Here is a 26,261-nt window from a genome sequence, read left to right as displayed (position 1 = left end):
TTTCTCTGGCTAAAGGTTACGGCGCGCTGGCTTAAAAATAAAATTGATTATATATTTATAATTAATCTTTATAAGTGGTAAGCAGGGCGCTTACCGTATCGGGTAGCTACTATGCACATTACGTTACGCCAGCTTGAAGTCTTCGCCGAAGTGCTGAAAAGCGGGTCGACCACGCAGGCGTCGCAGATGCTGGCGCTCTCTCAGTCTGCCGTCAGCGCCGCGCTGACCGATCTTGAAGGCCAGTTGGGGGTTCAGCTCTTTGACAGGGTAGGGAAGCGGCTGGTGGTGAACGAACACGGGCGTTTGCTCTACCCGCGGGCGCTGGCGCTGCTGGAGCAGACGGTCGAGATCGAACAGCTGTTTCGCGAGGATAACGGCGCCATTCGCGTCTATGCCAGCAGTACCATCGGCAACTATATCCTGCCCGAGGTGATTGCCCGTTACCGTCGGGATTTCCCCAGCTTGCCGCTGGAGATGAGCGTCGGTAACAGCCAGGATGTCATCACCGCGGTGATCGATTTTCGCGTCGATATCGGTCTTATCGAAGGGCCGTGCCACAACGCCGACATCATTGCGGAGCCCTGGCTGGAAGACGAGCTGGTGGTCTTTGCCTCGCCGGACTCTTCTTTATTACAGCAGGAGGTGACGCTGGAACGGCTGGCGCAGGCACCGTGGATTTTACGTGAGCAGGGATCGGGCACGCGCGAGATCGTCGATTATCTGCTGCTTTCGCATCTGCCGCAGTTCCACATGGGCATGGAGCTGGGTAATTCGGAGGCCATCAAACATGCGGTGCGCCACGGTCTTGGCATCAGCTGCCTGTCGCGCCGGGTGATAGCCGAACAGCTGGAGAGTGGAACGCTGGTGGAGATCCCCGTTCCGCTACCAAACAAGCTGGTACGTACCCTGTGGCGCATTCATCACCGCCAGAAACACCTCTCTAATTCACTGCAACGTTTTCTGCGTTACTGCGAAATGTAGGTTTCCCCGGCGGCTTTTTCCCGCCGGGATCTATTCCTCACACCAATACCATCCTCTGCTTTACTTATAATCCTGGACCGGTCATGAAGCTCTCTTATAACAGGGCATTTGTGCCGGAAGAGCGGGCGATCGTCTGCTACAATCGCGCCTCATTTTTTGAATGGACAGCATTTTCACATGGTTTCCGAAACTAAAACCACAGAAGCGCCCGCGCTACGTCGCGAACTCAAGGCGCGTCACCTGACGATGATCGCTATTGGCGGCTCCATCGGTACAGGCCTCTTTGTCGCCTCTGGGGCGACCATTTCAGCAGCGGGTCCAGGCGGCGCGCTCTTTTCCTATATCCTGATTGGTCTGATGGTTTATTTCCTGATGACCAGCCTGGGCGAACTGGCGGCGTACATGCCGGTATCCGGTTCTTTTTCTACCTACGGTCAGAAATACGTTGAAGAAGGCTTTGGCTTCGCGCTGGGCTGGAACTACTGGTACAACTGGGCGGTCACCATCGCCGTTGACCTTGTCGCCGCACAGCTGGTGATGACCTGGTGGTTCCCGGACACGCCAGGCTGGATCTGGAGCGCCGTCTTCCTCGCGGTGATCTTCCTGCTCAACTATATCTCCGTGCGCGGCTTTGGTGAGGCGGAATACTGGTTCTCCCTGATCAAAGTGGCGACCGTAATCATCTTTATTATCGTCGGCCTGGCGATGATCGTCGGTATCTTCCAGGGCAGCGAGCCTGCGGGCTGGAGCAACTGGACGGTGGGTGATGCGCCGTTTGCCGGTGGCTTCTCGGCGATGATCGGCGTGGCGATGATTGTCGGCTTCTCCTTCCAGGGGACCGAGCTTATCGGTATTGCCGCAGGCGAATCCGAAAATCCGGAGAAGAATATCCCGCGCGCGGTGCGTCAGGTGTTCTGGCGTATCCTGCTGTTCTATGTGTTTGCGATCCTGATTATCAGCCTGATCATTCCGTATACCGATCCGAGCCTGCTGCGTAACGATGTGAAAGACATCAGCGTCAGCCCGTTCACGCTGGTCTTCCAGCATGCCGGTCTGCTCTCGGCGGCGGCGGTGATGAATGCGGTGATCCTGACGGCGGTCCTGTCGGCGGGTAACTCCGGGATGTATGCCTCTACCCGTATGCTTTACTCCCTGGCCTGCGATGGCAAAGCGCCGCGCATTTTCTCTAAGCTGTCCCGTGGCGGCGTACCGCGTAATGCCCTGTATGCCACCACCGTGATCGCCTGCCTGTGTTTCCTGACCTCAATGTTCGGTAATCAGACGGTCTACCTGTGGCTGCTGAACACCTCCGGGATGACAGGCTTCATCGCCTGGCTGGGGATTGCCATCAGTCACTACCGTTTCCGCCGTGGCTATGTGAAGCAGGGTTACGATATTAACAACCTGCCGTACCGCTCCGGGTTCTTCCCGCTGGGGCCGATCTTCGCCTTTGTACTCTGTCTGATCATCACTCTGGGTCAGAACTACGAAGCCTTCCTGGCCGACACCATCGACTGGGGCGGCGTGGCAGCCACTTATATTGGCATCCCGCTGTTCCTGATCATCTGGTTTGGTTACAAGCTGGTAAAAGGAACGAAGTTCGTAAGCTATAAAGAGATGGACTTCCCGAATAGCTTCAAAAAATAGCAGTAACGCCTCAGGTTAACCCGCTCATTCGAGCGGGTTTTTTTATATCTCCGTGCTCTTCAATCCGTTCTCCACAATATGCAGTCTTGACATAACTTTTAACAATTGAATTGATAATAGTTATCGTTTGCTTTATCATTAGCAAAGTAATCAAAAGGATGAAGGCGTTAATACTCTCGCCCTGGTCAGGGGAGGGTGTTGCGCCGCACCTGCAAAAAATTACCTGGCTGACCCGCCCAAAGAAGCGGGCAGCATGCAATGCAATGTGAGCAGTACCTATTTGATTTTGCTGTGTTTACCTCATGGAGAAATGGAATGTTTAGGTTGAATCCCTTCGTTCGGGGAGGGCTGTGCGTGTCTGCTCTTTCCCTGGCCCTGCCGGTTGTGGCGGTGGAATCTGGCGACACTATGGTCGTTACCGCCTCGGCCAATGAGCAAAACCTGAAGGATGCTCCCGCCAGTATTAGCGTCATTACCCAGCAGGATCTGCAGCGTAAGCCGGTGCAGAACCTGAAAGATGTGTTACAGGACGTTCCGGGTGTGCAATTAACTAACGAAGGGGACAACCGTAAGGGCGTCAGTATCCGCGGGCTGGACAGCAGCTACACGTTGATCCTGATCGACGGTAAACGCGTCAACTCGCGCAATGCCGTTTTCCGCCATAACGATTTCGATCTCAACTGGGTTCCGGTAGATGCCATTGAGCGCATCGAAGTGGTGCGCGGGCCGATGTCCTCCCTGTACGGCTCCGATGCCCTGGGCGGCGTGGTCAACATCATCACCAAAAAGATTGGCCAGAAATGGACCGGCACCCTGACGGCAGATACCACGCTTCAGGAGCATCGCGATCGCGGCGATACTTACGGCGGCCAGTTCTATACCAGCGGCCCGCTGGTGGATGGCGTCCTCGGCCTGAAAGCTTTCGGCAGCGTCTCTCAGCGTGATAAAGACGATCCGCAGACCTCGTCTACCAGCGCTACTGGCGAAACCCCGCGTATCGAAGGCTTTACCAGCCGCGATGCCAACGTGGAATTTGCCTGGACCCCGAACGACAACCACGATTTCACCGCCGGATACGGTTTCGATCGCCAGGATCGTGACTCCGACTCGCTGAATAAAAACCGTCTTGAGCGTCAGAATTACTCCCTGAGCCATAATGGCCGTTGGGGTGTGGGCAACAGCGAGCTGAAATTCTACGGCGAGAAGGTGGATAACAAAAATCCGGGCAACAGCAGCCCGATCACTTCCGAAAGCAACTCCATTGACGGTAAATATGTCCTGCCGCTGGGCGAGATCAACCAGCTCCTGACCTTCGGCGGCGAATGGCGTCACGACAAGCTTAAAGATCCGGTAAACCTCACCGGCGGCAACAGCAGCAATACCTCGGCCAGCCAGTATGCGCTCTTCCTGGAAGACGAATGGCGGATCTTCGAGCCGCTGGCGCTGACCACCGGCGTGCGTATGGATGATCACGAAACCTACGGCGACCACTGGAGCCCGCGTGCCTATCTGGTCTATAACGCCACCGATACCCTGACCGTGAAGGGCGGCTGGGCAACGGCATTTAAAGCGCCGTCGCTGCTGCAACTTAGCCCGGACTGGACCACCGGTTCCTGCCGCGGCGCCTGTGAAATTGTCGGTAGCCCGGATCTGAAACCCGAAACCAGCGAAAGCTTCGAGCTGGGCCTCTACTACAGCGGCGAAGAGGGATGGTTAGAAGGCGTTCAGGGCAGCATTACTGCCTTCCAGAACGACGTTGATGACCGGATCAGCATCAGCCGTAACGCCAGCGTCAGCCAGGCGCAGAACTATCCGAACTTTGTCGGGTTGAACGCCGACGGCGAGCCAATTTTCCGCTATTACAACGTTAATAAGGCACGTATCCGTGGCCTGGAGACGGAGATTAAGTTCCCGATTGCCGAAGACTGGCGTATGACGCTGAATTACACCTATAACGACGGGCGTGATATCAGCAACGGCGGCGACAAACCACTTTCCGAGCTGCCGTTCCATACCGCCAACGGCACGCTTGACTGGCAGGCGACGCAGGCCTGGTCCTTCTATGTACAGGGAAACTATACGGGTGAGAAACGCGCCCTTACCGCAGGCGAGCCAACGCCGGGTGGCTACGTGGTGTGGAACACCGGTGGCGCATGGCAGGCGAGCAAAAACGTCAAGCTGCGTGCGGGGGTGATGAACCTGCTGGATAAAGATCTCAGCCGCGACGATTACAGCTATACCGAAGAGGGGCGCCGTTACTTTATGGCGGTGGATTACCGGTTCTGATAATGGAAACGCCGGGCGGCGCTGCGCTTGCCCGGCCTACGATTGACTCCCTCTCCCTGTGGGAGAGGGTTGGGGTGAGGGCATCAGGCCGCACTTACTTCAACAACTGCTGCGCATGGAAGCGCAGGTGATCTTCAATAAACGACGCAATGAAGTAGTAGCTGTGATCGTACCCCGGCTGGATACGCAACGTCAGCGGCCAGGCTTTTTGCCGCGCCGCTTCCGCCAGCACTGCCGGCTGGAGCTGACTCGCCAGGAACTGATCGGCATCACCCTGATCGATAAGCGTCGGGATGGCCTGTTCCGGCTGGCTGGCCAGCATCAGCGCACAGCTGTCCCACTCCTGCCAGGCTGCGGAATCCTCCCCCAGATAATTCGTGAACGCTTTTTGTCCCCAGGGCACCTGGATCGGGTTCACGATTGGCGCAAACGCCGACACGCTGACGTATTTACCCGGGTTTTTCAGTGCCATTATCAGCGCACCGTGGCCGCCCATCGAATGACCGCTGATCGCACAACGATCGGACAGCGCAAATTCCGCCTGGAGAAGCGCTGGAAGCTCATCGCACAGGTAATCATACATCCGGTAATGACCCGCCCACGGCGCCTGGGTGGCGTTGAGGTAGAATCCGGCGCCTTTGCCCAGATCGTATCCCTCATCGTCCGCCACATCGTCACCACGCGGGCTGGTATCCGGCATTACCAGAGCGATACCCAGTTCGGCCGCCACGCGCTGGGCACCCGCTTTGGTGGTGAAGTTTTCGTCATTACAGGTCAGGCCGGAGAGCCAGTACAACACCGGCGGTTTTGCGCTGCCGTTCGCGGGGGGCAGAAAAATGCTGAACGTCATCGCGCAGTTCAGCACCCTTGAGTCATGACGCCAGCGCTGCTGTCGACCTTCAAAACAGTGGTGCTCTTCGAGCAGTTCCATGCAGGGCTCCTTCAGGAAGGTGATATCGGGTATGAAAGCCATAATACAGATTATTCAGTTACGTGTGAGTAACTTTCACTTCCTCATTGACGTCATATCCTGCATCATGAATTTACGAAACTTTAACAACTGGAGTGGTCATGGCGCTGCGTATTGCGCTCAGCGGATTTGTGGTTCTGGTGGTAGCGATGGGAATAGGGCGTTTTGCCTTTACCCCACAGGTGCCGCTGATGATTGCGGCAGGCGAGCTTACCCTGACCAGCGCCGGGCTGGTGGCGGCGATGAACTATCTCGGCTATCTGGTGGGAGCGTGGGATGCCATGCGCGCGCACCGGTTTGTCGAAGGGCGATTATGGCTTGGCATCACGGGGGCGGTGGCGCTGACGCTGCTCTCCGCCGTCGCGGATAATGCCGTGATCCACGGGCTTTTACGCTTTGTGATTGGCTGCATGAGCGGCTGGTCAATGGTGCTGGTTGCCGCATGGACCAACGAAAGGCTGGCCCATTTTGGCAAGCCCGGCCTCAGCGCCGCGGTGTTCGCCGGGCCGGGGGCCGGGATCGCGATAAGCGGCCTGCTGGCGGTGTGGATCCAGTCCCGGGCGCTGTCGGCCAGCGCCGCCTGGCAAATCTACGGCCTGCTGGCGCTGGTGCTCGTCGCGCTGGTGGCCCGCTACCTGCCGCGTACCGGGCAGCTGCATCGTCCGGGCACTACGCCGGAGCCGCTGACGCTGAACCGCGATCTGCGTCGTCTGGTGTGGAGCTACAGCCTCGCCGGGTTTGGTTACATCCTCCCGGCGACGTTTCTGTCGCATATGGCGGCGCTGCGCTTTCCAGGCAGCACGTTTGCCCAGTTTGTCTGGCCGGTGTTCGGTTTCGCCTCGATGCTGGGAATTGCCCTGAGCATCGCCCTGCGCCACGTCTCAACCACTCACCGTCGGCTGGCCGTGGTGCTGTGGCTGCAGGCGATGGGGGTGATCGCCGCCTGGCTGATGCCGGGGATGGCCGGTCTGGTGACCGGCGCGATGCTGGTCGGAGGCGGATTTTTATGTGCGGTGCAGCTCTCGCTGCTTTACGGACGCGAACTGGCGCCGAACCACACGCGTTATATGGCCGGGTTGCTGACGACCGGCTATGCCATTGGGCAGCTGATTGGCCCGATGACTTCAGCGCTGTCAAGCTGGCTTACCCATCAGCTTGAGCCGGCGCTGGGCCTTGCCGGTATCGCATTGTTTATAGCGGGCGGACTGGTCTGGCAGCGTCAGGTTGAAAGGTAACGGCAATTGGAATAATTATCGCGGTGAATACTGGATTATGCTCGCCGCCTCGCGCACAATGAGTGCACATTTTGCCCCACGGAGGGCAGAAGAGCGCCACACCTGCAGGAGAAAAGAATGTCATCAATGAGTAAAGAAGCTGCCCTTGTTCATGAAGCGTTGGTAGCACACGGCCTTGAAACGCCGCTGCGCCCACCGGTTCAGGATCTGGACAACGAAACACGTAAACGTCTTATTTCTGGGCACATGACGGAAATCATGCAGCTGCTCAATCTCGATTTGAGTGATGACAGTCTGATGGAGACCCCGCGTCGCATCGCCAAAATGTATGTCGATGAGATTTTCTCCGGGCTGGATTACGCCAATTTCCCGAAAATCACCGTCATTGAAAACAAAATGAAGGTCGATGAGATGGTGACGGTGCGCGATATCACTCTGACCAGCACCTGTGAACACCACTTTGTCACTATCGACGGTAAAGCGACCGTGGCTTATATCCCGAAAGACTCGGTGATTGGCCTGTCGAAAATCAACCGTATCGTGCAGTTCTTTGCCCAGCGTCCGCAGGTGCAGGAGCGTTTGACCCAGCAGATCCTCATCGCGTTGCAAACGCTGCTTGGCACCAACAACGTGGCGGTATCTATTGATGCGGTGCATTACTGCGTGAAAGCGCGCGGCATTCGCGATGCGACCAGCGCCACCACGACCACCTCGCTGGGCGGCCTGTTCAAATCGAGCCAGAATACCCGCCAGGAGTTCCTGCGCGCCGTCCGTCACGTTAGCTAATCGTCAGGGCAGGATACATGGAAAGAAATGTCACGCTGGATTTTGTTCGTGGCGTCGCTATTCTGGGTATTCTGCTTCTGAATATAAGCGCCTTCGGTTTGCCGAAGGCCGCTTACCTCAATCCCGCCTGGTATGGCGACATCACTCTCCGCGACGCCTGGACATGGGCGGGGCTGGATCTCTTTGCTCAGGTCAAATTCCTCACCCTGTTTGCGCTGCTGTTTGGCGCCGGGCTTCAGCTGCTGCTGAAACGCGGTAAACGCTGGATCCAGGCCCGACTCTCCCTGCTGGTGCTGTTTGGCTTTATTCATGGGCTGCTGTTCTGGGATGGCGACATCCTGCTGGCCTATGGGCTGGTGGGGCTGATCTGCTGGCGCATCATCCGTGACGCGCATGATGTCAAAAACCTCTTCAATACCGGCGTGGTGTTGTTCCTCATTGGCGTGGCCATTTTGCTGCTGCTTGGTGTCATCTCAGGTGGGTCGACCAGTCGTTCCTGGGTGCCGGATGCGGCGAGTCTGCAGTATGAACGATACTGGAAGCTGGGCGGCGGCATGGAGGCGGTCAGCAACCGGGCGGATATGATTGGCAACAGCCTGCTGGCGCTCGGGGCCCAGTATGGCTGGCAGCTGGCGGGAATGATGCTTATCGGCGCCGCGCTGATGCGCACAGGCTGGCTGAAGGGCGAATTCAGCCAGCGTCACTACCGGCGTACCGGGATGTGGCTGGTGCTGGTTGGTCTGGGTATCAACCTCCCGGCGGTGATCGCGCAGTGGCAGTTAAACTGGGATTACCGCTGGTGCGCATTTTTGCTACAGGCGCCGCGTGAGCTGAGCGCGCCGTTCCAGACGATTGGGTATGCCGCGCTGATATATGGTTTCTGGCCGCAGCTCTGCCGTTTCAGGCTGGTGACGGCAGTGGCCTGCGTCGGGCGCATGGCGCTTAGCAACTATATTTTACAGACACTGATCTGCACCACCCTGTTTTATCACCTCGGCCTGTTCATGCAGTTCGACCGCCTACAGCTGCTGGGGATTGTTCTGCCGGTATGGCTGGTGAATATCCTCTTCTCCGTACTCTGGTTGCGCTATTTCCGTCAGGGACCGCTGGAATGGCTATGGCGACAATTGACCGCACGTGCGTCAGGGGTTTCATCAAGTAATACATCCGGATAACGATCTGGATCACAATCATTAACAAAACGGATGTAACCGTTTTCATCCTTGTGACCTTCTTCACGTAGTCCCCGCCTTCTCGCTGCCAGAATAGTCACCTTGCTAAACACAGGGGGTGTCTGTGAGTTGCTGCAATCTAAAGAAGGATGGTGAATATGATCACCATTCGTGACGTTGCGCGTCAGGCGGGCGTTTCAGTCGCCACCGTTTCCCGGGTACTTAACAATAGCGCGCTGGTCAGCCCAGAGACGCGTGAATGCGTGATGAAAGCCGTCACGGCGCTGGGCTACCGGCCAAATGCGAACGCGCAGGCGCTGGCGACACAGGTCAGCGACACCATCGGCGTGGTGGTGATGGATGTGTCGGATGCGTTCTTTGGTGCGCTGGTGAAAGCCGTAGATATGGTAGCCCAGGAGCATCAGAAAAATGTGCTGATCGGCAACAGCTATCACGAGGCGGAAAAAGAGCGCAACGCCATTGAGGTGTTGATTCGCCAGCGCTGTAACGCATTGATCGTACACTCAAAAGCATTAAGCGATGAAGAACTGTCCGCACTGATGGAGCAGATCCCCGGCATGGTGCTGATTAACCGCATCGTCCCTGGCTACGCCCATCGCTGCGTCTGCCTCGATAACGTCAGCGGAGCGATGATGGCGACCCGGATGCTGATGAACAACGGTCATCAGCGCATCGGCTATCTGGCCTCCAGCCACCGCATAGAGGATGACGACCTGCGTCGGGAAGGCTGGCAGAAAGCCTTGCTGGAACAGGGTATTACCGCCTCGGAAAGCTGGATCGGTACCGGTGCGCCGGACATGCAGGGCGGGGAAGCGGCAATGGTGGAGCTGCTCGGGCGTAACCTGCAGCTGACCGCGGTCTTTGCCTATAACGACAGCATGGCCGCAGGAGCCCTGACGGCGCTGAAAGATAACGGCATTGCGGTGCCACAGCATCTGTCACTGATTGGTTTTGATGATATTCCAATTGCCCGTTATACGGATCCTCAGCTGACAACGGTTCGCTACCCGATTGCCTCCATGGCGCGGCTGGCCACCGAACTGGCGTTACAGGGGGCGGCCGGCAAGCTGGATATCAATGCAACACACTGTTTCATGCCGACTTTAGTGCGTCGCCACTCCGTTGCCATTCGGCAAATTGTGGTGCCGATCACTAACTAATAATTCGTCGTGATGTAACCGTTTTCAATTTGTGAGTAATTTCACAGTAAGTTAACAATGCGCTGTCTATGATGTCAGCGTTTTAGCAACTGAAACGCTATGTAACGGTGATTAATCACTTTGACTATAGCTAAGGTACGTTAAACATCCAAAAAAACGCATTCTGGAGCGTTACCGACCAAGGAAGATAGAAATTTTATAAGTGGACTTCGGCCGGCAATAACGTTTCTTTAACATGTGCCCGCCGAGCGTTATTCACACGAACTACCCTGCATAAAAATCGGAGATATCATGAATAAGAAGGTGTTGACTCTGTCTGCTGTTATGGCAAGCATGCTTTTCGGTGCCGCCGCGCACGCTGCAGATAGCCGTATTGGTGTGACTATCTATAAGTATGACGACAACTTCATGTCAGTTGTGCGTAAGGCAATCGAGAAAGAGGGTAAAGGTGCACCAGACATTCAGCTGCTGATGAATGACTCCCAGAATGACCAGTCCAAACAGAACGACCAGATCGACGTTCTGCTGGCGAAAGGCGTAAAAGCACTGGCAATCAACCTGGTTGACCCGGCTGCTGCAGGTACCGTTATTGAGAAAGCACGCGGCCAGAACGTGCCGGTTGTGTTCTTCAACAAAGAACCTTCCCGCAAAGCGCTGGATAGCTACGACAAAGCCTTCTACGTGGGTACCGACTCTAAAGAATCCGGCATTATTCAGGGCGACCTGATTGCTAAACACTGGGCTGCTAACCCGAACTGGGATCTGAATAAAGATGGTCAGGTTCAGTTCGTACTGCTGAAAGGCGAGCCAGGCCACCCGGATGCTGAAGCACGTACCACCTACGTTATTAAAGAGCTGAATGACAAGGGTCTGAAAACCCAGCAGCTGGCATTAGATACTGCAATGTGGGACACCGCTCAGGCGAAAGACAAAATGGACGCATGGTTGTCCGGCCCGAACGCTAACAAAATTGAAGTGGTTATCGCTAACAACGATGCGATGGCAATGGGTGCGGTAGAAGCGCTGAAAGCCCACAACAAATCCTCTATCCCGGTATTTGGTGTTGACGCCCTGCCTGAAGCACTGGCTCTGGTTAAATCCGGCGCAATGGCCGGTACCGTGCTGAACGATGCTAACAACCAGGCGAAAGCCACCTTTGATCTGGCGAAAAACCTGGCAGAAGGCAAAGGCGCTGCTGACGGTACTAACTGGAAAATTGACAACAAAGTTGTTCGCGTACCGTACGTTGGCGTAGACCAGGAAAACCTGGCGCAGTTCACTGGTAAATAAGTTATTGCATTCCACTGGGCGCAGTTTCTGCGCCCTTTTATAACGCGACATGCGAGGCCGACAAGGTATAATTATGGTCAGCACAAATACTCAGTCGTCCGGTGAATACTTGTTGGAAATGAGCGGTATCAACAAGTCCTTTCCCGGTGTTAAAGCACTGGATAACGTTAATTTAAAAGTACGGCCTCACTCCATTCATGCATTAATGGGGGAGAACGGTGCGGGTAAATCAACGTTATTGAAATGCTTATTTGGGATCTATCAAAAAGATTCTGGCAGCATTCTTTTTCAGGGAAAAGAGATCGATTTCCATTCCGCCAAAGAAGCACTGGAAAATGGTATTTCGATGGTACACCAGGAGCTTAACCTGGTGCTTCAACGTTCTGTTATGGACAATATGTGGCTGGGGCGTTATCCGACCAAAGGCGTATTTGTCGATCAGGACAAAATGTATCGCGACACCAAAGCTATATTTGATGAACTGGATATTGATATCGATCCGCGGGCGCGCGTCGGTACCTTATCTGTTTCGCAGATGCAGATGATCGAAATCGCTAAGGCATTCTCCTATAACGCCAAAATCGTAATTATGGATGAGCCTACTTCTTCGTTAACGGAGAAAGAGGTGAACCATCTGTTCACCATTATCCGTAAGCTGAAAGATCGCGGTTGCGGCATCGTTTATATCTCGCACAAAATGGAAGAGATCTTCCAGTTGTGTGATGAGATCACGGTGCTTCGCGACGGTCAGTGGATCGCCACCCAGTCGCTGGAAGGGCTGGACATGGACAAAATCATCGCCATGATGGTGGGCCGCTCCCTGAACCAGCGTTTCCCGAACAAAGAGAACAAGCCGGGTGAAGTGATTCTGGAAGTGCGCAATCTCACCTCGCTGCGTCAGCCTTCTATCCGCGATGTCTCGTTTGATCTGCATAAAGGAGAGATCCTCGGGATTGCCGGTCTGGTGGGCGCCAAGCGTACCGATATCGTCGAAACGCTGTTTGGTATTCGCGAGAAATCTGGCGGGACCATCACCCTGCACGGTAAAAAGATTAATAACCACAACGCCAACGAAGCCATTAACCACGGCTTTGCGCTGGTAACGGAAGAGCGCCGCTCAACCGGGATTTATGCGTATCTGGATATTAACTTTAACTCCTTAATCTCTAATATTCATAATTACAAAAACAAAATCGGTCTGTTGGATAATTCCCGCATGAAAAGCGATACCCAGTGGGTAATTGACTCTATGCGTGTAAAAACCCCAGGACATCGCACGCAAATAGGCTCGCTTTCCGGTGGTAACCAGCAAAAGGTTATTATTGGGCGCTGGTTATTAACCCAGCCAGAAATTCTGATGCTGGATGAACCAACCCGCGGTATCGATGTTGGTGCAAAATTTGAAATTTATCAGCTGATTGCTGAATTAGCTAAAAAAGATAAAGGGATTATTATTATTTCTTCCGAAATGCCGGAATTGTTAGGGATCACAGATCGTATTCTGGTTATGAGCAATGGTCTCGTTGCCGGAATTGTTGACACCAAAACGACAACGCAAAACGAAATTTTGCGTCTTGCGTCTTTGCACCTTTAAGATTAGGGGCTCCTCATGAGTGCGTTAAATAAGAAAAGTTTTCTTACTTATCTGAAAGAAGGCGGTATTTACGTTGTTCTTTTAGTCTTACTGGCCATTATTATTTTCCAGGATCCGACCTTCTTAAGTCTGCTGAACTTAAGTAACATTCTGACTCAGTCTTCGGTGCGTATTATTATCGCCCTCGGCGTAGCAGGTCTTATCGTTACTCAGGGTACTGACCTGTCGGCCGGTCGTCAGGTAGGTCTGGCGGCGGTTGTCGCGGCAACGCTGCTGCAGTCGATGGAAAACGCCAACAAAGTGTTCCCGGAAATGGCGACCATGCCGATTTTCCTGGTGATCCTGATTGTCTGTGCCATTGGCGCGATTATCGGTCTGATTAACGGCATCATCATCGCGTACCTGAACGTAACGCCGTTCATTACCACTCTGGGTACGATGATCATCGTGTACGGTATCAACTCCCTCTACTACGACTTCGTGGGTGCATCACCGATTTCCGGTTTTGACAGCGGCTTCTCGACCTTTACCCAGGGCTTTATCGCGATGGGCAGCTTCCGTCTGTCGTACATCACCTTCTATGCGCTGATTGCGGTGGCATTCGTCTGGGTGCTGTGGAACAAAACCCGCTTCGGTAAGAACATCTTCGCTATCGGTGGTAACCCGGAAGCGGCAAAAGTATCAGGCGTTAACGTTGCGCTGAACCTGCTGGTTATTTATGCCCTGTCCGGCGTGTTCTACGCGTTTGGTGGTTTGCTGGAAGCGGGCCGTATCGGCTCTGCCACCAACAACCTCGGCTTTATGTATGAGCTGGATGCGATTGCCGCATGCGTCGTGGGTGGTGTGTCGTTCAGCGGTGGTGTGGGTACCGTGCTGGGTGTGGTAACGGGTGTGATCATCTTCACCGTTATCAACTACGGTCTGACCTATATCGGCGTTAACCCTTACTGGCAGTACATCATTAAGGGCGCCATCATTATTTTCGCGGTAGCGCTGGACTCCCTGAAGTACGCACGTAAGAAGTAAGATAGCTGCTAACAAAAAACCCGCCATGTGCGGGTTTTTTTATGCCCGGCAAAGGTAAATGCAAAACGGTCACCTGGGTGACCGTTTTTAATGTTTGCGCCCTCTCCCCGTGGGAGAGGGGCGGGGTGAGGGCATCAGAACGCACCCTACCTGTAGGCCGGGTAAGGCGAAGCCGCCACCCGGCGGGGATTACTTCTTCTTTTGCATCTCGAGCAGCTGCTCTGGCGTGACCGCCGGGTAGCCCTGGGCATCCGCCGGCACTTCCGTCATGGTCGGGATCGGCACCAGCGGGCCTAAGAACCGTGGTTCGCGTTTGAAGATATAGAGATCCGCCAGCGCCCCCAGTCGGGCGCCAAATTCCCGCACCCGAACGTTCAGCATATCTTTTGGTGAAGGAACGGCGTAACACTGTGCCTGAATGCCCATATGCAGGGCGATAAACAGCGCACGTTCGCAGTGGAAACGTTGGGTGATGATGATGAAATCGTTGGTATCAAACACTTTACGCGTGCGAACAATCGAATCGAGGGTTCGGAAACCGGCGTAATCAAGCACGATATCGGCCGGATCAACCCCCGCCGCAATCAAATCCTTGCGCATGGTGACCGGCTCGTTATAGCTCTGGAGCGCGTTATCGCCGCTCAGCAACAGATAATTAACCTTGCCGCTGTTGTAAGCGTTGAGCGCCCCCTGAATGCGGTAACGGTAATACTGGTTGATCACCCCGGTGCGGTAATACTTGGCGGTACCGAGCACCACCCCGACCTGACGGTAAGGCAGATCCTGAAGGTCATCAAAGATCCAGGGGGCCGTTTTCCAGCTCATCCAGCGGTCGAGGCCCAGCGCAGTCAACAGCACGATGCCGATCAGGACAACCAGGCTGTAAAACACGCGCTTTAACATACAGATGACTCTTACCAAAGGTGAAATTTCACTCAGGCTACTTTACCCGTCTGGTAAGCGCAAGAAAGGGCGGTTTAATTGAGGGGATTTTCATCAGTTGTGCGGGCATGGCCGCCCGCATCAGACGCTTAGCCCAGCAGTACGCGATCGATACTGGTGCAACCCAGCGCACGCAGCGTGGCTGCGGTAGCGTCCCACTGGATCAGCGGGGCATCGGCTTTTTCCGCCAGAATGGCGCGCTGGATATCCGGGTAGTCGTAACCGTTGAGGCTGAGCAGGTTCAGCGCACCCTGTAACGGGGGCAGCGTCGGGTTAAAGGCGGCGTTTTCGGCATAGCTGCCGGTAAAGATGCGCCCGTCACGACACTCCAGCGCGACGCCGCTTGGGGCGTTGCTGTACGGAGCATGCGCTTTGTTGGCGGCGACAATAGCGGCCTGCGCCAGTTCGTCACCGCTCACGGCGTAGCCATGGTCCTGTTCATCCATGAGCAGCGATTTAATCTCCAGATCTTTTGGGCCGAACGCATCCGGCAGGTAATCCGCCAGCGTATGCGGCGCCCGACCCGGCAGGTTGATACGCAGATCTAATCCGCTGTTGAGTTCGTTCATAAACTGACGGCAATGGCCGCAGGGGGTGTAGTTCACGGTAATCGCCTGCAGGCCTTGTTCACCGCGCAGCCAGGCATGGCTGATGGCGCTCTGTTCGGCATGGACGGTCTGCTGCATGGTGGCACCGAGAAACTCCATGTTGCCGCCGAAGTACCAGTTGCCGCTCACGCCGCGGGCAATGGCACCGACGTTAAAATGGGAAAGATCAGCGCGGGCGCAGGCTGCCGCCAGCGGCAGAAGCGCAAAGGCCAGCGCGTCATCATCCAGATCCGTAGCACGTTTCAGTACGGCGACCTGGTCAGCCGTCAGCAGGGCGGGAAAGTGTGCATCCGCCAGAATCGGGGCCAGGGCTGACTGCAAATTCGCTGCAAGCTCGTCAAAAGCGGATTGAAAACGTGGATGCATGGCGTTGCCTCATAAAGGTTAATGGATCGGTAGTGTACGGAGCCGCTTGCGCTTTATATGTGACTCAGATCTCATTATGTGTGCAACTTATGAAACTCAGATTAAAAATGCGCGACACGTCGCAAATTTTATCCCACTACCGCCAGAATAATCGGGAACAGGAAGGGGGCGATCAGCGAAGTCAAAATCCCACATATTACCAGCGCCAGGGAGCTGAATGCGCCTTCCTGGTAGTCCAGCTCCGCGCAGCGGGCGGTACCCAGGGCGTGTGAGGCGGTACCCATCGCCAGACCGCGGGCAGATTTGGTGCGAATGCGCATGGCATTCAGCAGCGTATGGCCTAATACCGCCCCGAGAATGCCGACATAAATAACGCACACGGCGCTGATCGCCGGGATGCCGCCGAGGCTACCGCCCACCGCCATCGCAATTGGTGTGGTCACCGATTTTGGCAGGATGGAGGCCGCAATTTCCGGCGTCGCGCCCATCAGCAGGGCCACCGAGGTGCCGGTGATCATCGCTACCACGCTACCGGCCAGGCAGATGGTGATAATCGATTTCCAGCGGGCGCGGATCTGATGCAGCTGTTCATAGAGCGGAAACGCCAGCGCAACTACCGCAGGCTGCAGCAGGTCGTTGAGCACTTTGCTGCCCTGGAAATAGTGCGCGTAGGGGATGCCAGTTAACAGCAGGAAAGGAATGATCACCACCATCGCCACCAGCAGGGGGTTGAGCAGGGGGAATTTCAGGCGCACCGCCAGCTTGCGGGCGGCGAAGAAGACCGCCAGGGTAAGCGGCAGCGACCACCAGATATAAGTCATCATTTTTTCTGTCCTTTCTGTCCCACCAGCTTACGCTCGCCGTGTGCCAGATGCGTGCTCCAGCTCACCACTAAAAACACCACCAGGGTACTGATGGTGCAGGAGACGAATATCGGGCCAAACTGCGCGCTCAGCACATCGTAATACTGCATCACGCCCACGCCGATGGGGACAAACAGTAACGCCATGTAGCGGATTAGCACCGAGCAGCCGGGCTTAACCCAGTTTGCCGGGAGGATTTGCAGCGCAAGCAGGACAAACAGGAGCAGCATGCCAATAATGCTGCCGGGGATGGTTATCGGCAGCAGCGAGGCGAGAAATATCCCGGCATACAGGCAGGCGTAGATCAGGATGAAGGCACGCAGGTATTGCCAGACGACTAACAGTGATTTATTCATGGTGAAAGCCCTTGATGAGACGCATTCATCATACAATTAAAGCCAGGAACGTGCTACAGATCACATCATGACTTTTGAGCATACCAGACATTCCCATCTGGAACGTCAGGCATCTCGCCAAACCAACGGGTGACAATGCGGCGCTGGCAATATACGATTTATCTACGAATAGTAATGGAACATATATATGGGTATCGTAAAAATCTCCGACCTGCTGCATGACGACATTCGTGATGCCAGCAAAGCCATGTCGCGTTCGGTCAACGCCCAGGCCGAATACTGGATCCGTCTCGGCATGATGAGCGAACTCTATCCCGATCTTAACCATCAACAAATAAAGATGATGATGTTGAAATCCGGTTCCGACCGTTTACTGGAGGTGATCAATGCCATCAATTCTCATTAAAAGCGCCGATGAACTGGCCCGCCAGCGCCACGCGGGCGAACTGCTGGCCTCGGTGTTTACCATGCTGGACGAATTTATTAAGCCTGGCGTATCAACCATGGAGATCAACACCCGTGCAGAAGCGTTTATCGTCGATCGGCTTCAGTCTCGCCCCGCCAGCAAAGGACAGTATGGCTACCCTTACGTGCTTAACACCTCGGTGAACGAGGTGGTCTGTCACGGGGTGCCGAAGGAGACGGAGCACCTTAAGTCTGGCGCTATCGTTAACGTCGATATCACCCTTGAAAACGGAGGTATGATCGCGGACTCCAGTAAAATGTACCTCATTGGCGACGTTTCACCCCTGGCCCGCAGGCTGGTGAAAACAACCTATGAGGGGATGTGGAAGGGGATTAAGGCCGTCAAGCCGGGCGCGACGCTGGGCGATATCGGCCATGCCATCCAGTCATACGTTGAAAGCCACGGTTACAGCGTGGTGCGCGAGTATTGCGGACACGGTATTGGCAAAGAGATGCACGAAGAGCCGCAGATACTGCACTACGGCAAACCCGGCGAGGGCCCTGTGTTACAGGAGGGGATGGTCTTTACCATTGAACCGATGATCAACCAGGGCGGCAGCCGGATCAAAACGAAGAAGGACGGCTGGACGGTGGTGACCCGGGATAAAAAGCTCTCTGCGCAGTGGGAACACACCATCGCCGTGACCGCGGACGGTTTTGAAGTGCTGACGCTGCGTCCTGAAGAGACAATCCCCGATTAAGACCGCACCCCACGAGTGACGCTTCCCACCTTTCGCGGGAGCGGCTACTATAGCGCGTCTTTTTTTACGGGTACTGATATGCGTGTATTACTGGCACCGATGGAAGGCGTGCTCGATTCGCTGGTGCGTGAGCTGCTGACCGACGTTAACGATTATGATCTCTGCATCACCGAGTTCCTGCGGGTGGTGGATATGTTGTTGCCGGTAAAATCGTTTTACAGACTCTGCCCGGAACTGCATCACCAGAGCCGTACCCCCTCCGGTACGCGGGTGCGCGTGCAGCTGCTGGGGCAATATCCCGAGTGGCTGGCGGAGAACGCCGCCCGTGCCGTCGAGCTCGGCTCCTGGGGGGTGGATCTGAACTGCGGCTGCCCGTCGAAAATGGTCAACGGCAGCGGCGGCGGCGCCACGCTGCTCAAGGATCCTGAGCTGATTTACCGTGGCGCAAAAGCGATGCGCGAGGCGGTGCCTTCGCATCTGCCGGTGACGGTGAAGGTTCGTCTGGGCTGGGACAGCGGTGACAGGCAGTTTGAAATTGCCGACGCCGTGCAGCAGGCGGGGGCGACGGAGCTGGTGGTGCACGGGCGCACCAAAGAAGATGGTTACAAAGCCGAGCGCATTAACTGGCAGGCCATCGGCGAGATCCGCAAACGTCTGACCATCCCGGTGGTGGCTAACGGCGAAATCTGGGATCGCGCGAGCGCGCTGGCCTGCATGGCCGCGACAGGCTGCGATGCGATCATGATTGGGCGCGGGGCGCTCAACGTGCCCAACCTCAGCCGGGTAATTAAATACAACGAGCCGCGCATGCCCTGGCCGGACGTCGTTTCGCTCCTCAAAAAGTATTCCCGCCTCGAAAAGCAGGGCGACACCGGCCTGTATCACGTGGCGCGCATCAAGCAGTGGCTGAGCTACCTGCGTAAAGAGTATGACGACGCCCTGACGCTGTTCCAGGAGATCCGCACTTTGCAAACCTCGGCGGAAATCGCCCGGGTGATCCAGGCGAAGTAACAGGTCGATCTGCGTCACGTTTTTTAGCGGGGCGCATTGTGGCTCCGAACGAAACTGTTAAAGTGCGCAAACTGGATTGTTACTGCTGCGGCAGGCAAAACCTGATTTTCTGGCATCTGCCGGAGGTCAGGTTTTTTTGTTTCTGGGGCATTAAATGAAAATCGCCAAAATACTCAATAATAATGTGGTGGTTGTTCTGGATGAACAGGGTCGCGAACAGGTGGTGATGGGCCGCGGGCTGGCTTTTCAGAAACGCGTCGGCGACGAGGTGCCCAAAGCGAACATTGAGAAGGTGTTTGCCCTGCAAAGCGATGAGCTGGTACGTCGCCTGGGGGAGCTACTTAGCCAGATCCCACTTGAGGTCATGACCACCTGCGACCGCATTATCGGGCTGGCGACACAGCGGCTGGGCAAACTGCAGGAGAGTTTGTACATCACCCTTACTGACCACTGCTACTTTGCCATTGAGCGGCAGAAAAAGGGACTGGCGATCAAAAACGTGCTGCTGTGGGATATCAAGCGGCTCTACCCGAAAGAGTTCGAGCTGGGCCAGGAGGCCCGGGGCATTATCGCTAAGCGGCTGGGCGTGCAACTGGATGAAGATGAAGCCGGGTTTATCGCGCTGCATCTGGTTACCGCGCAGCTGCACAGCGAAATGCCGGAAGTGATGCATGTCACCCGCGTCATGCAGGAGATCCTGCAGCTGGTGAAGTACAGCTTACAGCTGGAGTATGACGAGGAGTCGCTAAGCTATCAGCGCTTCGTCACCCACCTGAAGTTTTTTGCCCAGCGGATGCTGACCCGCACCGTGGTTGCCGATGACGATGCGTCGCTGCATTCGGCGGTAAAAGACAACTACGCGAAGGCGTGGGCCTGTGCCGAGAAAATTGCCCGGCATCTGCAAAAAAGTTATCAGCGCGAGCTGACTAACGAAGAGATTATGTTTCTCACTATTCATATTGAGCGGGTGAGAAAAGAGGGGCGTTAAGTCCCCACAACCGGATTGTTACTGCATCACGCAGGCAAAACCTGAGCGCGGCACCCGAAAGGGCGCCGTTCTCGGGTTTTTTTATTTTTACGACTCAGTTAAACCCTGCCTGCGGGCAGCGAAGAGGACTATGAAATGGAATATCAAGCACTGGCGAAGGATATCCTCGACCACGTGGGAGGCAAAGAGAACATCATCAGCCTGGTTCATTGCGCGACCCGGCTGCGTTTCAAACTGAAAGAGCCGCAGCGGGCAGACGCCGGGGGCCTAAAGCAAAACCCGGGCGTGATTATGGTGGTGGAGAGCGGCGGGCAGTTTCAGGTGGTGATCGGCAATCACGTGCACGATGTCTGGCTGGCGGTGTGCAGTGAAGCGGGCCTCAGCGACGAGACGCCGGTCGCGGAGAATACCGGTGAGAAAGGCAACCTGCTGGGGCGCTTAATCGACATTGTTTCAGGCATATTTACGCCGTTTATCGGCGTCCTTGCCGCCTCGGGGATCCTTAAAGGTCTGCTGGCGCTGGCGGTGGTCTGCGGCTGGCTTTCCGCCGACAGCGGGACCTACAAAATCTGGTTTGCTGCCAGCGATGCGCTCTTTTACTTCTTCCCGCTGGTGCTGGGCTATACCGCCGGGAAAAAGTTTGGCGGTAATCCATTTATCACTATGGTGATTGGCGGAGCGCTGGTCCATCCTTCCATGATTCAGGCCTTCGACGCCAGCCAGCAGGCGGGAGCGGTGGCGGACGTTTTCCTCGGTATCCCGCTCACCTGGTTCAACTACAGCACGTCAGTGATCCCGATTATTCTCGCGGCGTGGGTCAGCTGCTGGCTGGAGAAACAGGGCAGCAAGCGTCTGCCCTCGGCAATGAAAAACTTCTTTACCCCGCTTCTCTGCTTAGCCATTACGGTGCCGCTTACCTTCCTGGTCATTGGCCCGGTCGCCACCTGGCTTAGCCAGATGCTGGCCAACAGCTACCAGTGGATCTACGCTCTGGCGCCGTGGCTGGCGGGGGCGGCAATGGGGGCTGTATGGCAGGTATGTGTGATATTTGGCCTGCACTGGGGGCTGGTGCCGCTGATGATCAACAACATTGCGGTGCTGGGGCATGATTCGATGCTGCCGATGCTGCTTCCGGCGGTTTACGGCCAGGTCGGTGCGGCGCTGGGAGTGTTCCTGCGCACCCGCGATACGCGGTTAAAAATGCTGGCGGGCTCCTCGGTTACGGCAGGGATCTTCGGCATCACCGAACCCGCAGTCTATGGCGTTAACCTGCCGCTGCGACGCCCCTTTATCTTTGGCTGTGTGGCCGGGGCGGTTGGCGGCGCAATCGTCGGTTTCAGCGACACCCACGTTTACTCTTTTGGCTTTGGCAATATCTTTACCTTCGCGCAGATGATCCCGCCCGGCGGCGTGGACGCTACCCTGTGGGGGGGGATTATCGGCACCCTGGCAGCGCTGGTGCTGAGCTGTGCCATGACGCTGGTCGCCGGTATACCGGGCCAGGCTACGGGCGCGATGCCGGTTGCTGCCGCCCCGGGGGAAAACGAGGTTCTGTCACCGATGAGCGGTACCGTCCTGGCGCTGGATCAGGTGCCGGATGCCACCTTCGCCAGTGGCCTGCTCGGCAAGGGCGCGGCCATTATTCCCGCTGACAACAGGGTGATTGCCCCCTTTGCCGGCGAGGTAGCCTCGCTGTTTGCAACGAAACACGCCATCGGCCTGCTGAGTGACAACGGTATCGAAGTGCTGATCCATGTTGGGATCGACACCGTGAAGCTCGACGGCAGGCCGTTTACCGCCCACGTAAAGGTGGGGGACAAAATACAGCCGGGGGATCTGCTGCTGGAGTTCGATCGCCAGGCCATTATCGATGCCGGATACGATCTGGCGACACCCATTATTGTCAGTAACAGCGACGACTACAGCGATGTCGTGACCCTGCCGTCAACGACTGTCCAGGCCGGCTCGCCATTACTGTGCGTCAGCCATCACTAACAGGAGAACAGAATGAAAACTTTCCCGGACGATTTTTTATGGGGCGGCGCGGTTGCTGCGAATCAGGTCGAAGGCGCTTACCTGGAAGACGGCAAAGGGCTGTCCACCTCGGACGTTCAGCCTCAGGGTGTCTTTGGCCCGGTGGTGGAACGCGTGGCGGGCGATAGCGGCATCAAGGATGTGGCTATCGATTTCTATCATCGCTACCCGGAGGACATCAAACTGTTCGCCGAAATGGGCTTCAGCTGCCTGCGCGTCTCCATTGCCTGGACGCGTATCTTCCCGAACGGGGATGAGCAGCAGCCAAACGAGGCCGGGCTGGCCTTCTACGACAGGCTGTTTGACGAGCTGGCGGCGCACAACATCACCCCGCTGGTCACCCTCTCACACTACGAGATGCCATGGGGGCTGGTGAAACAGTACGGCGGCTGGGGAAGCCGTCAGGTGATTGGCTTTTTCGACCGCTATGCCCGCACCGTTTTCACCCGCTATCAGCATAAGGTGAAGCTGTGGCTCACCTTTAACGAGATCAACATGTCCCTGCACGCGCCGATGACCGGCGTCGGCCTGCCGGAAACCAGCAGCAAGGCGCAGGTCTATCAGGCGATCCACCATCAGCTGGTGGCGAGCGCGCTGGCGGTGAAAGCCTGCCACGAGATCATTCCGGACGCGAAAATCGGCAACATGCTGCTGGGCGGTCTGGTCTACCCGCTGACCTGCAAGCCGGACGATGTACTGGAAGCCCTGCAGGAGAACCGCGCCTGGCAGTTCTTTGGCGATGTGCAGTGCCGCGGGGCGTATCCAGGCTATATGCTGCGGTTCTTCCGCGATAACGGCATTGCGCTCGACATCACCGACGCCGATCGCGAGGCGCTGAAATCGACCATCGACTTTATCTCCTTCAGCTACTACATGACCGGCTGTGTCACCACCGATGAGGCGCTGAACCAGCAGGCGCGCGGCAACATTCTGAGCATGGTGCCTAACCCGCATCTGGCCAGCTCCGGGTGGGGCTGGCAGATCGACCCGGTGGGCCTGCGCACGTTGCTGAACGTGCTGTGGGATCGCTATCAGAAACCGCTGTTTATTGTCGAGAACGGCCTGGGGGCAAAGGACAAGCCGGACGCCGACGGCAGGGTGCAGGATGATTACCGTATCAGCTACCTCAACGACCACCTGGTGCAGGTGCGCGAAGCGATTGACGACGGCGTGGCGGTGATGGGCTACACCAGCTGGGGGCCGATCGATCTGGTGAGCGCGTCAAAAGCGGAGCTCTCCAAACGCTACGGTTTTATTTATGTCGATCGTGACGACAAGGGTGAAGGCACGCTGGCGCGCAGTCGTAAGAAGAGTTTTTACTGGTATCAGGAGGTGATTGCCACCAAAGGCGCCTCGCTGAAAGCGTAATCAACGCACCGGGGTCCGGCGCAAGGCCGGGCCTCTTTGCTGAATATGTAAAGGTATGACAAATTGTGGATTGCCACCCATTCCTAAACAAAGGCGACGAAGCGGGCGTATTTTGCACCCTCCTTTTTTTGGGTGAATAACGTGATGAAACGTTCGAGTTTTTATTTTTTCTGCCTGCCTCTTTCTCTGCTTCTGGTTGCCTGTGCGCCCGGCCACGATACAGCGGCCTCGCTTAATCAACAGATTCCCGCCGCGAAAATCAATACCGGGCTGACTGCCGGGCAGTGGCCAAAAAACAGCTGGTGGGAAGATTTTCACGATCCAGAATTAAATGCCCTGATTACCAAAGCGCTGGCGGATGCGCCCGATATGAGCATTGCCCGCCAGCGTATTACGCTTGCTGAAGCGCAGGCCAAAATGGCGATAGCCGCCGATGGCCCGGAGGTGGATTTTTCTGCTGATGCAGAACGCCAGAAAATGTCAGCCGAAGGGCTGATGGGGCCCTTTGCAATCACCGATCCGGCGGCCGGGACCACTGGCCCCTGGTACACTAACGGCACCTTTGGCTTAACCGCCGGCTGGGATCTGGATCTGTGGGGTAAAAACCGCGCTGAAGTGGAAGCCCGCATTGGCAAGGTCAACGCGCAACAGGCGGAGCTGCAACAAACCCGCCAGCTGCTTGCCAGCAGCGTGGCGCGCCTGTACTGGGAGTGGCAGACCCAGGCCGCCGCCGGACATCTCTTAACGGCCATCAAACAGGAGCAACTCGCCATTATCGGCACTGACCGTGAGCTGTATCAGCACGGCATTACCTCTTCAGTTGAAGGGGTGGAAACCGATATTAACGCCAGTAAAACCGATGAACAGCTGGCGGAAGTGAATGGAAAAATGAAAGCCATTGAGGCGCGTCTGGTGGCGCTCACCAAATCCCCGACGATAACGCTGACTCCGCATGCCTTACCAGCTGTAGAGAGCCAGCTTCCTGCCACTCTGGGCTATGAATTACTGGCTCGCCGCCCGGATCTGCAGGAGGCGCACTGGTATATCGAAGCCTCCCTGCACGACGTGGATGCGGCCAAGGCGGCGTTTTATCCCGATGTGAATCTGATGGCCTTTCTGCAACAGGATGCGCTGCACTTAAGCGATCTCTTCCGCTCCTCGGCCCAGCAAATGGGCGTCACCGCCGGACTGACATTGCCGATTTTCGACAGCGGACGCCTGAATGCGAACCTCGATATTGCCCAGGCGCAAAGTAATCTGTCGGTCGCGAACTACAACAAAGCCGTGGTGGAGGCCGTCAATCAGGTTGCCCGAACCGCAAGCGAAGTGGAAACGTTAATGGCGAAAAATAAGCATCAGCAGCGCGTGCAAGCTGACGCCGCGCGGGTGGTGGCGCTGGCCCGGGCGCGCTTCAACGCCGGGATCGTCGCTGGCTCACGCGTCAGCGAGGCCAGAATACCCGCCCTGCACGAACAGCTCGCCGGGGTGATGCTGCAGGGGCAGTACGTTGACGCCACCCTGCAACTTACCTCCGCGCTGGGCGGGGGTTATCACCACGGGTAGAAAACGAGAAGTCACTATACTTACTTCTTTATTTCTTTTTCGGAGGTGAGTATGGGTTCAACCAATCGTGTGGCTATTGTGACAGCATCGGATTCGGGGATCGGCAAAACCACGGCGCTGATGCTGGCGGAGCGCGGGTTTGATATAGGCGTTACCTGGCATTCGGACGAAGAAGGGGCGATGAAAACCTGCCGCGAGATCGAGGCGTGCGGGCGGCGGGCAGAGGCCATCCAGCTGGATCTGAGCCAGCTGCCGGACGGCGCGAAGGCAATCGAGACGCTGATTGCCCGCTTCGGACGTCTTGACGTGCTGGTCAATAACGCCGGGGCGATGACCAAAGCGCCGTTTCTCGATATGGAGTATGACCAGTGGCGCTCCATTTTCAGCGTCGATGTGGACGGGGCGTTTCTCTGCTCGCAGATCGCCGCCCGGCAGATGGTGAAACAGGGGGAGGGGGGACGCATCGTTAACATCACCTCGGTGCATGAACATACGCCGCTGCCGGAGGCCAGCGCCTACACCTCGGCCAAACACGCGCTTGGCGGCCTGACCAAGTCGATGGCAATGGAGCTGGTGCATCACAACATCCTGGTGAACGCCGTGGCGCCGGGGGCCATCGCCACGCCGATGAACAATATGGACGACAGCGAAGTGGAGCCGGGCTCGATGCCAAACATTCCGCTGGCGAGGCCGGGGCATACCAGAGAGATTGCCAGCCTGGTCGCCTGGCTGTGTGACACCGATGCCAGCTACGCCACCGGACAGTCGTTTATCGTCGATGGCGGCTTTATGCTGGGCAATCCGCAGTTTAAGCCGGAGCAGTAATAT

At 56.3% G+C, this 26,261-nt stretch carries 23 protein-coding genes; 18 read left to right on the top strand and 5 right to left on the bottom strand.

Features of this window, described 5'->3' with window-relative positions; genetic code table 11:
* Positions 1-111: 111 nt before the first annotated feature.
* The 3 genes from yieE (at position 112) to cirA (ending at position 4,914) form a co-directional block, all read left to right on the top strand.
* On the top strand, positions 112-981 hold the full coding sequence (gene yieE / locus MXM41_RS05810) for a DNA-binding transcriptional regulator YeiE (RefSeq protein ID WP_325930471.1): 870 nt from the start codon (positions 112-114) through the stop codon (positions 979-981).
* Between the two features lie 177 nt (positions 982-1,158).
* Positions 1,159-2,628: an amino acid permease gene (locus tag MXM41_RS05805; protein WP_325930470.1), complete on the top strand. Its 1,470-nt coding sequence runs from the start codon at positions 1,159-1,161 to the stop codon at positions 2,626-2,628.
* Between the two features lie 315 nt (positions 2,629-2,943).
* Positions 2,944-4,914 carry a catecholate siderophore receptor CirA gene (cirA, locus tag MXM41_RS05800; RefSeq protein ID WP_325930469.1) on the top strand — a complete coding sequence of 657 codons (1,971 nt, stop codon included), beginning with the start codon at positions 2,944-2,946 and terminating at the stop codon, positions 4,912-4,914.
* A 94-nt stretch (positions 4,915-5,008) separates the two neighbouring features.
* On the opposite strand, the gene fghA is transcribed toward cirA, so the two are convergent.
* Positions 5,009-5,845 carry an S-formylglutathione hydrolase gene (fghA, locus tag MXM41_RS05795; protein WP_325930468.1) on the bottom strand — a complete coding sequence of 279 codons (837 nt, stop codon included), beginning with the start codon at positions 5,843-5,845 and terminating at the stop codon, positions 5,009-5,011.
* A gap of 140 nt (positions 5,846-5,985) precedes the next feature.
* Between fghA and MXM41_RS05790 the strand changes: the two genes are divergently transcribed.
* The 7 genes from MXM41_RS05790 to mglC all read left to right on the top strand — a co-directional run bounded on the left by MXM41_RS05790 (position 5,986) and on the right by mglC (position 14,168).
* Positions 5,986-7,119: a YbfB/YjiJ family MFS transporter gene (locus MXM41_RS05790; protein WP_325930467.1), complete on the top strand. Its 1,134-nt coding sequence runs from the start codon at positions 5,986-5,988 to the stop codon at positions 7,117-7,119.
* 117 nt (positions 7,120-7,236) lie between these two features.
* Positions 7,237-7,905 (top strand): GTP cyclohydrolase I FolE, encoded by a 669-nt coding sequence (folE, locus tag MXM41_RS05785; protein WP_325930466.1) that lies wholly within the window; start codon positions 7,237-7,239, stop codon positions 7,903-7,905.
* 17 nt (positions 7,906-7,922) lie between these two features.
* Positions 7,923-9,080, top strand: a complete 1,158-nt coding sequence (gene yeiB / locus MXM41_RS05780; protein WP_325930465.1) for a DUF418 domain-containing protein YeiB — start codon at positions 7,923-7,925, stop codon at positions 9,078-9,080.
* Positions 9,081-9,235: 155 nt separating this feature from the next.
* Positions 9,236-10,258, top strand: a complete 1,023-nt coding sequence (gene galS / locus MXM41_RS05775) for an HTH-type transcriptional regulator GalS (RefSeq protein ID WP_325930464.1) — start codon at positions 9,236-9,238, stop codon at positions 10,256-10,258.
* A 291-nt stretch (positions 10,259-10,549) separates the two neighbouring features.
* The gene (gene mglB, locus MXM41_RS05770) at positions 10,550-11,548 is read left to right on the top strand and encodes a galactose/glucose ABC transporter substrate-binding protein MglB (RefSeq protein WP_325930463.1); all 999 of its coding nucleotides are present in this window, start codon (positions 10,550-10,552) and stop codon (positions 11,546-11,548) included.
* A gap of 73 nt (positions 11,549-11,621) precedes the next feature.
* Complete coding sequence (gene mglA / locus MXM41_RS05765) at positions 11,622-13,142, top strand: galactose/methyl galactoside ABC transporter ATP-binding protein MglA (RefSeq protein ID WP_325930462.1); 1,521 nt, start codon at positions 11,622-11,624, stop codon at positions 13,140-13,142.
* 15 nt (positions 13,143-13,157) lie between these two features.
* Complete coding sequence (mglC, locus tag MXM41_RS05760; protein WP_325930460.1) at positions 13,158-14,168, top strand: galactose/methyl galactoside ABC transporter permease MglC; 1,011 nt, start codon at positions 13,158-13,160, stop codon at positions 14,166-14,168.
* Between the two features lie 189 nt (positions 14,169-14,357).
* Here mglC and sanA read toward each other — a convergent pair whose 3' ends face one another.
* The 4 genes from sanA to MXM41_RS05740 form a co-directional block, all read right to left on the bottom strand.
* Positions 14,358-15,071 (bottom strand): outer membrane permeability protein SanA, encoded by a 714-nt coding sequence (gene sanA / locus MXM41_RS05755; protein ID WP_325930458.1) that lies wholly within the window; start codon positions 15,069-15,071, stop codon positions 14,358-14,360.
* A gap of 128 nt (positions 15,072-15,199) precedes the next feature.
* Complete coding sequence (gene cdd, locus MXM41_RS05750; protein ID WP_325930456.1) at positions 15,200-16,084, bottom strand: cytidine deaminase; 885 nt, start codon at positions 16,082-16,084, stop codon at positions 15,200-15,202.
* A gap of 128 nt (positions 16,085-16,212) precedes the next feature.
* Positions 16,213-16,908 carry a CidB/LrgB family autolysis modulator gene (locus MXM41_RS05745; protein WP_325930455.1) on the bottom strand — a complete coding sequence of 232 codons (696 nt, stop codon included), beginning with the start codon at positions 16,906-16,908 and terminating at the stop codon, positions 16,213-16,215.
* The gene (locus MXM41_RS05740) at positions 16,905-17,303 is read right to left on the bottom strand and encodes a CidA/LrgA family protein (RefSeq protein WP_325930454.1); all 399 of its coding nucleotides are present in this window, start codon (positions 17,301-17,303) and stop codon (positions 16,905-16,907) included. Before MXM41_RS05740 ends, MXM41_RS05745 begins: the two co-directional genes overlap by 4 nt.
* A gap of 187 nt (positions 17,304-17,490) precedes the next feature.
* Here MXM41_RS05740 and MXM41_RS05735 point away from each other — a divergent pair, with 187 nt between their 5' ends.
* The 8 genes from MXM41_RS05735 to MXM41_RS05700 all read left to right on the top strand — a co-directional run bounded on the left by MXM41_RS05735 (position 17,491) and on the right by MXM41_RS05700 (position 26,258).
* Complete coding sequence (locus tag MXM41_RS05735; protein ID WP_032612583.1) at positions 17,491-17,709, top strand: ParD-like family protein; 219 nt, start codon at positions 17,491-17,493, stop codon at positions 17,707-17,709.
* Complete coding sequence (gene map, locus MXM41_RS05730; protein ID WP_325930452.1) at positions 17,690-18,469, top strand: type I methionyl aminopeptidase; 780 nt, start codon at positions 17,690-17,692, stop codon at positions 18,467-18,469. The genes MXM41_RS05735 and map overlap by 20 nt, the downstream gene beginning before the upstream one ends.
* A gap of 78 nt (positions 18,470-18,547) precedes the next feature.
* The gene (gene dusC, locus MXM41_RS05725; RefSeq protein WP_325930451.1) at positions 18,548-19,480 is read left to right on the top strand and encodes a tRNA dihydrouridine(16) synthase DusC; all 933 of its coding nucleotides are present in this window, start codon (positions 18,548-18,550) and stop codon (positions 19,478-19,480) included.
* Positions 19,481-19,634: 154 nt separating this feature from the next.
* Entirely contained in the window at positions 19,635-20,468 is an 834-nt protein-coding gene (gene licT, locus MXM41_RS05720) for a BglG family transcription antiterminator LicT (RefSeq protein WP_325930450.1), read from the top strand.
* Between the two features lie 135 nt (positions 20,469-20,603).
* The gene (bglF, locus tag MXM41_RS05715) at positions 20,604-22,463 is read left to right on the top strand and encodes a PTS beta-glucoside transporter subunit IIABC (RefSeq protein ID WP_325930448.1); all 1,860 of its coding nucleotides are present in this window, start codon (positions 20,604-20,606) and stop codon (positions 22,461-22,463) included.
* A 12-nt stretch (positions 22,464-22,475) separates the two neighbouring features.
* Positions 22,476-23,870, top strand: coding sequence for a 6-phospho-beta-glucosidase (locus tag MXM41_RS05710; protein ID WP_325930447.1), 1,395 nt, complete (start codon positions 22,476-22,478; stop codon positions 23,868-23,870).
* A 144-nt stretch (positions 23,871-24,014) separates the two neighbouring features.
* Positions 24,015-25,433 carry a multidrug resistance outer membrane protein MdtQ gene (gene mdtQ, locus MXM41_RS05705; protein ID WP_325930445.1) on the top strand — a complete coding sequence of 473 codons (1,419 nt, stop codon included), beginning with the start codon at positions 24,015-24,017 and terminating at the stop codon, positions 25,431-25,433.
* Between the two features lie 51 nt (positions 25,434-25,484).
* A complete protein-coding gene (locus MXM41_RS05700) occupies positions 25,485-26,258 on the top strand; it encodes an SDR family oxidoreductase (RefSeq protein WP_325930443.1) in 774 nt (257 codons plus the stop codon).
* Positions 26,259-26,261: the final 3 nt, after the last annotated feature.

This window comes from Leclercia adecarboxylata (genome assembly GCF_035787115.1).
Lineage (GTDB): Bacteria > Pseudomonadota > Gammaproteobacteria > Enterobacterales > Enterobacteriaceae > Enterobacter > Enterobacter adecarboxylatus_E.
Note: the sequence above shows the minus strand (reverse complement) of the source record. Positions and strands in the feature narration are given on the sequence as shown.